Here is an 8,461-nt window from a genome sequence, read left to right as displayed (position 1 = left end):
ATCCGCACCCTCCGCAAACGCCTTCACCCGCCCATCAGCAGCCAACCCCCGCTGCCGCGAAAACTCCACAAAACCCACCGGCGTCGACATCACCGTCACCCCACCCACCAACGCCATCCCACACTCACCCGCACGCAACGCCCGCACCGCCAGATGCAACGCCACCAACGACGACGAACACGCCGTATCCACCGTCACCGCCGCCCCCTCCAACCCCAACACATACGCCACCCGACCGGAGGCCACGCTCGAGGCGGTCCCACTGATCCGATAGCCCTCCACACCCTCGGACGCCGTCACCGACTCGCCGCCGTAGCCCTGGTAGATCAGGCCGGTGAAGACGCCGGTGTCGCTGCCACGCAGCGACGACGGATCCACCCCCGCCCGCTCCAACGCCTCCCACGACACCTCCAACAACAACCGCTGCTGCGGATCCATCGCCAACGCCTCACGCGGCGAAATCCCAAAAAAACCCGCATCAAAATCACCCGCACCAGCCAGAAAACCACCCGACCGCACATAACTCCGACCCACCCGACCAGGATCCGGATCATAAAGACCCGCCACATCCCAACCCCGATCCACCGGAAACTCCGACACCGCGTCGTGCCCGCCGGAGACGACGTCCCACAGCTGCTCCGGGGACGACACCCCGCCCGGGAAACGGCAGGCCATTCCCACGATCGCGATCGGCTCGCGGTCGGCCTCCTCCAGCTCGCGCACCCGCTGGGTGGCCTGACGAAGCTCGGCTGTCGCCTGCTTCAGAAAATGGCGCAGCCGGTCCTCGTTCGACATGCGAGCTTCCTCCTGGCCCTCGGGCATCGATGCGGTGTCCTGGGATGGCTGGGAACTCAGGAAAAACCGAACTCCTTGCCGAGCAGATCGAACATCTCCTCGTCACTCGCCTCGTCCAGCCCGGCGGACCCGGCCCCGGCGAGCGAGCGCAGGATGGCCCGCAGCCGGGTCTCGACCGAGGCCCGCACCTCGTCGGGGGGCTCCGCCGCGGCCAGCGCCGCCTCGAGGCTGCCGAGGCCGGCGAGCACCGGGTCCGCCACCGCCTCGGCGGGCAGCAGCAGGCCGCGCAGGTACCGGGCGAGCGCGTCCGGCGTGGGATGGTCGAAAACGACCGTGGCGGGCAGCCGCTCCCCGGTGGCACGGCCGAGCCGGTTGCGGGTCTCGACCGAGGCGAGGGAGTCGAAACCGAGATCGGTGAACGCCCGGTCCGCCGGGATCTGTTCGGCCGACGCGTGCCCGAGCACCGCGGCGACCTCCGTCCGGACCAGCTCCAGGACGACGCGGTGCCGGCTGTGCTCGGGCATGGCGCCGAGCCGTTCCCGCAGCGACGCCCCGCCCGCCGCCCGCGGTCCGCCGTTCTCCGACGCCGCGGCGCTGTCGCCGCCCACGGCACCCCCGAGACCGGTGCCGCCGCCGGGGATGCCGGCGAGCGCCGCGCGCGCCTCGGGAATCTCGTCGACGAGACGGGTCGGGCGGGCGGCGGGGAACGCCGCGACGAACCGATCCCAGAGCACCCTGACCAGCGCGACGCAGGGCTCCTGCCCGCCGACCACCTCGGCCAGCGCGCGCAGCGCCTCGTCGGGGGCCAGCGCGGGCAGGCCGTGCCGGGCCAGCCGCTCGCGGACCCGGGGTTCGTCGGCCATCCCGGCGCCGGCCCAGGCTCCCCACGCCACCGAGGTCGCGGGCCGGCCCCTGGCCCGGCGGTGCTCGGCGAGCGCGTCCAGGTAGGCGTTCGCGCCCGCGTAGCCGCCCTGCCCGGCGTTCCCCCAGGTGCCCGCGATCGAGGAGAACAGCACGAAGGCGTCGAGCGGCCGGTCGCCCAGCAGCTCGTCCAGGTGGGCCGCGCCGGCGGCCTTGCCCGCGACGACGGCGGCGAGGCCGGCCGGGGTCGTCTCCTCCAGCACGCCGCCGGTGCCGGCGCCGGCGGCGTGCACGACCGCGGTGAGCGGGCATTCCGCCGGAATTGCCGCGAGAACACCGGCCAGCGCGGCCCGGTCCGCCGCGTCGCAGGCGGCCACCGTGACCTGGCAGCCGTGCACGGCGAGCTCCTCCGCCAGCTCCGCGGCGCCCGGCGCGGCCGGCCCGCGCCGGCTGGTCAGCACCAGCCGCTCGGCGCCCTGCGCGGCGCACCAGCGGGCGACCGCCGCGCCGAGCGCACCGGTCCCGCCGGTGATCAGCACCGTGCCCCGCGGGTGCCATCGGCGCTCGCCCGCGCCGGTGCCGGCGCGCACCAGCCGCCGACCGAAGGCCCCGGCGGTCCGCAGCGCGACCTGATCCTCGCCGGTGGTGCCGGCCAGCACGGCCACCAGCCGCTCGGCCGAGCGCTCGTCGAGGGAGCGCGGCAGATCCAGCAGCCCGCCCCACCGCGCCGGCGTCTCCAGGGCGGCGACCCGGCCGAGGCCCCACACCTGCGCCTGCTCCGGGTCGGTGACCGGGTCGGTGCCCCAGGTCGAGACCGCCCCCCGGGTGGCGCACCACAGCGGGGCGGCCACACCGGCGTCGCCGAGCGCCTGCAGGAGCGCGACGGTGCCAGCCAGTCCGGCGGGCAGCCCCGGATGGGCCGGGAGCGGCGCCGTGTCGAGGGCGACCAGCGACAGCACACCGCGGACCACGCCAGCACCATCGGTGTCGGCACCGGCACCGGCACCGGCGGCGCCGGGCGTGGACGTCCCGACGAACTCGGCGAGGCGGCCGGCCAGCCGCCGCCGGTCGATGTCCGCGCCGCCCACCGTGAGCCGCACCACCCGGGCGCCCCGGCGTTCCAGCGCCTCGGCGCACTCGGTGACCAGGCCGCCGGCGGCTGGCCCGGCCGGGGCCACCACCAGCCAGGTTCCCGACAGCGCGGACGGCGCGGAGACGGTCAGCGGCGTCCAGACCGTCCGGTACACCAGGTCGTCCAGGTCGGCCGCCGCGCGCCGCCGCCGGTGCCGGGACGCCAGCGCCGGCAGCACGGCGCGCAGCGGCGCGTCCTCGTCGACGCCCAGCGTGCCGGCCAGCGCGCCGAGATCCGCGCGCGCCACCGCGTCCCAGAAGGCGGTGTCCTCCGCCGACACCCCCGCGCCGCCCGACCCGGCGGGACCGGCCGCGGGGGCGAGCCAGTACCGCCGCCGCTGGAAGGCGTAGGTGGGCAGGTCGATCACCCGTGCCCCCGCGAAGAACGCAGCCCAGTCGACACCGGTGCCGTTGGCATGCGCCTCGCCGAGCGCCGTCACCAGGCTGTGCTCCTCGGGACGGCCGGCCCGCAGCGCCGGGACGAACACCGCGGCACCGTCCACCAGGCACTGGCGTCCCATCCCGGAGAGCACTCCGGCCGGCCCCAGCTCCAGGAAGGTCGTCGCCCCCCGCTCGTGCAGGCAGGCGACGGCGTCGGCGAAGCGCACCGGCTGGCGGGCCTGCCGCACCCAGTAGTCGGGGTCGCACAGCTGCTCGGCGGACGCGATCCGCCCGGTCACCGTGGAGACGACCGGGACGGCCGGCGCCTGGTACCGCAACGTGGCCGCGACCTCCCGGAAGGCCGCCAGCATGGGGTCCATCCGCGAGGAGTGGAACGCGTGCGCCACCCGGAGCCGGCGGGTACGGCGTCCGAGGGCCTCGGCGCGGGCGGCGAGCGCGGTCACCGCGTCCTCGTCACCACTGATCACGACGGAGTCGGGGCCGTTGACAGCGGCGATCCCCACCCGGCCGGGGCCCGGCGGGTCCGCCTGATCCTCCTCCTCGGCCAGCCATGCCAGGACGTCCCGCTCGGTTGCCTGTACGGAGACCATCGCCCCACCCGCGGGGAGCTCCGCCATGAGACGGCCGCGTGCCGTGACCAGGGCGCACGCGTCTGCCAGCGAGAGCACCCCCGCGACATGGGCGGCGGCGATCTCACCGACGGAGTGCCCGGCGACGAAGTCCGGGGCGACGCCCCAGGAGCGCAGCAGGTCGTGCAGGGCGACCTCGAGTGCGAACAGCGCGGGCTGGGTGTGGTCGGTGCGGTCCAGCAGCGGCCCGTCGGCGAGCACCTCGTCGAGTGGCTGGTCCAGGTGCGGATCAAGGTGCGAGCGGACGAGGTCGAAGGCGCGCGCAAACGCCGGGAAGCGTTCGTACAGCTCCCGGCCCATGCCGGGGCGCTGCGAGCCCTGACCGGTGAAGAGCATCGCCGTCCGGCCCGGCGACCGGACCGTGGTGCGGACGATCCCGGCGGCGGCCGTGCCCCGCGCGAGCGCGGCCAGCCCGCGCGACGCGCCCGCCAGGTCGTCCGCGACGACGACGGCCCGGCAGGCCAGCGCGGCCCGGCCGGTCGCCAGCGAGAACCCGACGTCCGCCGCGAGCTCGGGCCCGGCGGCGGGAGCGCCGGTGAGGTGGGCCGTCAGGCGCGCGGCCTGCGCCCGCAGCGCGTCCTCGGAGTGCGCGGAGACCAGCCACGGCACGACCGCCGGGGCGGTGCCCACCGGCGGCCCCGGGTCCGCGGCCGCGTCGTCCGGGTGGTCGGTCTCCTCCTCGAGGATGACGTGGGCGTTGGTGCCGCTGATCCCGAACGAGGACACCCCCGCCCGGCGGAGCCGCCCCGCCTCCCGCGGCCACGCGACCGGCTCGGTCGCCAGCCGCACCGCGCCCGCGGCCCAGTCGACCCGCGGCGACGGCGCGTCGACGTGCAGCGTGCGCGGCACCGTCCCGTGCCGCAACGCCTCCACGATCTTGATCACCCCGGCCACTCCGGACGCCGCCTGGGTGTGGCCGATGTTCGACTTCACCGACCCCAGCCACACCGGACGGCCCGCCGGCCGGTCCCGTCCATAGGTCGCCAGCAGCGCCTGCGCCTCGATCGGGTCCCCCAGCACCGTCCCGGTGCCGTGCGCCTCGACGACGTCGACCTGTTCCGGGCCGAGCCCCGCGTCGGCCAGCGCCGCCCGCACCACCCGCTGCTGCGCCGGGCCGTTCGGCGCCGTCAGGCCGTTCGACGCACCGTCCTGGTTGACCGCGCTGCCCCGCACCACCGCCAGCACCCGGTGCCCGCGCCGCCGCGCCGCGGAGAGCCGCTCCACCACGAGGACGCCGACGCCCTCGCCCCATCCGGTGCCGTCCGCCGCCGCGGCGAACGCCTTGACCCGGCCGTCGCGGGCCAGCCCCCGCTGCCGGGAGAACTCGACGAAGGTCGTCGGGCCGGCCATCACGGTGACGCCGCCGGCGAGCGCCAGCGTGCACTCGCCGGAGCGCAGCGCGCCCACCGCCAGGTGCAGCGCCACCAGCGAGGACGAGCACGCCGTGTCGACCGTCACCGCCGGCCCCTCCAGGCCCAGCGTGTACGCCACCCGGCCCGACGCGACGCTGCCCGCGCTGCCGGTGAGCAGGTAGCCCTCCGAGTCCTGCCCGGCCCGCGAGCCCGCGGCGTAGTCGTGGTAGCTCAGGCCGGTGAACACCCCGGTCGGGGTTCCGCGCAGCGACGACGGGTCGAGGCCGGCCCGTTCGAGCGCCTCCCAGGACACCTCCAGCAGCAGCCGCTGCTGCGGGTCCATGGCCAGCGCCTCACGCGGGGAGATCCCGAAGAACTCCGCGTCGAAGTCACCCGCGTCGTGCAGGAAGCCGCCCTCCCGCACGTAGCACCGGCCCGGACGGCCGGGCTCCGGGTCGTAGAGCCCGTCGACGTCCCAGCCGCGGTCGACCGGGAAGTCCGAGACCGCGTCGACGCCGTCCGCCAGCAGTCGCCACAGCTCCGCCGGGGACGACACCCCACCCGGGTACCGGCACCCCATGCCCACGATCACGACCGGATCGTCCGAGCCGTCGTCGTCGGCGTGCCGGGACGGCGGCGGGGACACGGCCGCCGGCGGCGCGTCCGGCGCGTCGTCCAGCAGGACGGCCCGCAGCCGGTCGGCGACGGCCACCGGGGTGGGATGGTCGAACAGCAGCGTCGCCGGCAGGCGCAGGCCGGTCGCCGCGGCGAGCCGGTTGCGCAGCTCCACCGAGGTCAGTGAGTCGAAGCCGGCGTCCTTGAACGCCCGGGACGGGCCGACCGCCTCGGCCGCGGCGTGTCCGAGCACCGCCGCGGCGTGCGCCCGGACAAGCTGGACGAGCAGGTCGTGCCGCTCGGGCGCGGACACCTCGCGCAGGCGGCGGACCAGGCCGTCCGACGCACCCGCCGGGGCGAACGCGCCCGGCGCTGTGAACGCGGCCAGCCCGACGACCGCGCCCGGACCGGTGGCCGTGCCCGCCGCCCCGGTCTGGTCGCCCTGCGCCGCGACGGGGACGAGACCCCGCAGGAGCACCGGGAGCGTCCCGGCCGCCGCGTGGGCGCGCAGCGTGGCGCCGTCGAGGCCCACCGGAACCAGCGCGGCGTCCCGGACGGCAGGAGTGGCGCCGGGGCCGCCCGGGGTGGGCGGCCACCCGGCCAGCGCCCGGTCGAACAGGTCGAGTGCCTCGGACGTCTCCAGCGGGCGCATCCCCGTGCGGGCCATCCGGCGCAGGTCGGCGGAACCGAGCCCGGCCGTCAGCGCGCTGCGCCGCGCCCACAGCCCCCAGGCGAGCGAGGCGGCCGGCAGCCCACGGGCGGCCCGCCGCGCGGCGAGCGCGTCCAGGAGCGCGTTCGCCGCCGCGTAGGCGCCCTGGCCGGCGCTGCCGAAGGGCGCCGCGGCCGAGGAGAACAGCACGAAGGCGGACAGGTCGAGATGCACGGTGAGCTCGTCCAGGTGCAGCGCCGCGTCGGCCTTGGGCCGCAGGACGGCGTCGACCCGCTCCCCCGTCAGGGCTGTGACGACGCCGTCGTCGAGCACTCCCGCGGCGTGCACGACCGCCCGCAGCGGACGGCCGGCGGGAACCGCCGCGAGCAGGTCGGCCAGCGCCCGGCGGTCGGCCACGTCGCACGCCGCCACGGTGACGCTCGCCCCGAGCTCGGTGAGCTCCGCGACCAGCTCCGGGGCGCGCCCGCCCCGCCCGGCCAGCAGCAGGTGGCGCACGCCGTGCCGGGTGACCAGGTGCCGGGCGACCAGCCCGCCGAGCGTGCCCGTCCCACCGGTGATCAGCACGGTTCCCGCCGGGTCCCAGCGGACGCCGTCACCAGCCGGGCCGGCTGGCGCGGCTGGCGCGAGTCTCGGTACGAACGCGCGACCGGCGCGCAGGGCGAGCTGCGGCTCCCCCGCCGCCAGCGCGGCCGTGACCGCGGCGGGCGCGACGGCCGCGGAGTCCTCGTCGTCGTCCAGGTCGAGCAGGACGAACCGCCCGGGATGCTCGGACTCCGCCGAGCGCACCAGCCCCCACACCGCGGCGGCTGCGAGATCGGTGACCTGCCCGCCGGGCTCCCCCTCCACCGCCCCGCGGGTCGTCAGCACCAGCCGGGCGGCGGCGAGACGGTCGTCAGCCAGCCAGGCCTGGATCAGCGACAGCGCCCACCGCACGGCGCCGTGCACCACGCCAACCGGATCGAGGCCGACGGAATCGGCGCGCACCGGGCCGAGGCTGACCGGGTCGGCGCCCGTCGGACCGGCGGCGGCCGCCTGCGGCAGGCCGACGACCACCCGGTCGGGGGCCGGACCACCCGCCGCGGCCAGAGCGGCCAGCTCGTCACGGAGCACCGAGGCATCCCAGTCCGCCGGGGTAACGAACGCGGCCGCCCGGCCGGGGCCGCCGGTTCCAAGGAGGGCGGCGCGCGCCGGTGTCACCTCGGGGGCCACCGGCAGCGGGATCCACTCCGTCCGGAACAGCGATCCCGCGGTCGGGTCAGCCTCCTGGGCCGGTTCCGCCGGCGCACCGGCGCCCAGCCAGTAGCGGCGGTGCTGGAAGGCGTAGGTCGGCAGGTCCACCCGCCGGCCGGCGGCGACCAGCGGTCCCCAGTCGACCTCGGCGCCCCGCACCCACAGCTCGGCGGCGCTCGCGGACAGGCGCCGAAGGCCGCCGTCGTCGCGGCGCAGCGATCCCACCCCGACGGCGCCGTCCGCTCCGGCGGCCAGCGCGCTCTCCGCCACCGCCGGTGTCAGCACCGGATGCGCGCCGACCTCCAGGAAGAACCGGCAGCCCTCGTCCAGCAGCTCCCGGACAGCCGGCGCGAACAGCACCGGCGACCGCAGGTTGTCGAACCAGTACGGCGCGTCCAGCTCACCGGGCTCCGTCATCCGTCGGCCCGTCACCGTCGAGAGGAAGGGGATGCGCGGAGCCGCGGACCGCAGGCCCGCCAGCTCCCGCAGCAGGCTCGCCCGCAGCGGCTCCACCCGGGAGGTGTGCGAGGCGTAGTCCACCGCGACCCGCCGGGCCCGCGCGCCGCGAGCCGCGCAGAACGCGACGACCTCCTCCAGCGCCGCGGTCTCGCCGGCCACCACCGTCGACGCCGGGCCGTTGACGGCCGCCACCTCCACCCGCCCGTCCCACCGTTCCAGGAACCCCTCCACCTCCGCCGCCGGCAACGCCACCGACACCATTCCCCCGGCGTCTCCAACAGCGCCCGCGCGGCGCCGTCGAGCAGGACCGGTTCCCG

General features: G+C 77.0%; 2 protein-coding genes. Both read right to left on the bottom strand.

Features of this window, described 5'->3' with window-relative positions; all coding sequences use genetic code 11:
• A partial coding sequence (locus FMEAI12_RS30925; RefSeq protein ID WP_112108806.1) for a polyketide synthase occupies positions 1 to 795 on the bottom strand: 795 nt, incomplete at its 3' end.
• Between the two features lie 56 nt (positions 796 to 851).
• The coding region (locus FMEAI12_RS30920; protein ID WP_112108807.1) for a type I polyketide synthase at positions 852 to 8,461 on the bottom strand (7,610 nt) is incomplete at its 5' end.

The organism is Parafrankia sp. Ea1.12, from assembly GCF_900465275.1.
In the GTDB taxonomy this organism is placed as follows: Bacteria; Actinomycetota; Actinomycetes; order Frankiales; family Frankiaceae; genus Parafrankia; species Parafrankia soli.
The sequence above is the reverse complement of the archived record's forward strand: the minus strand, read 5'-3'. Positions and strand labels throughout refer to the sequence as shown.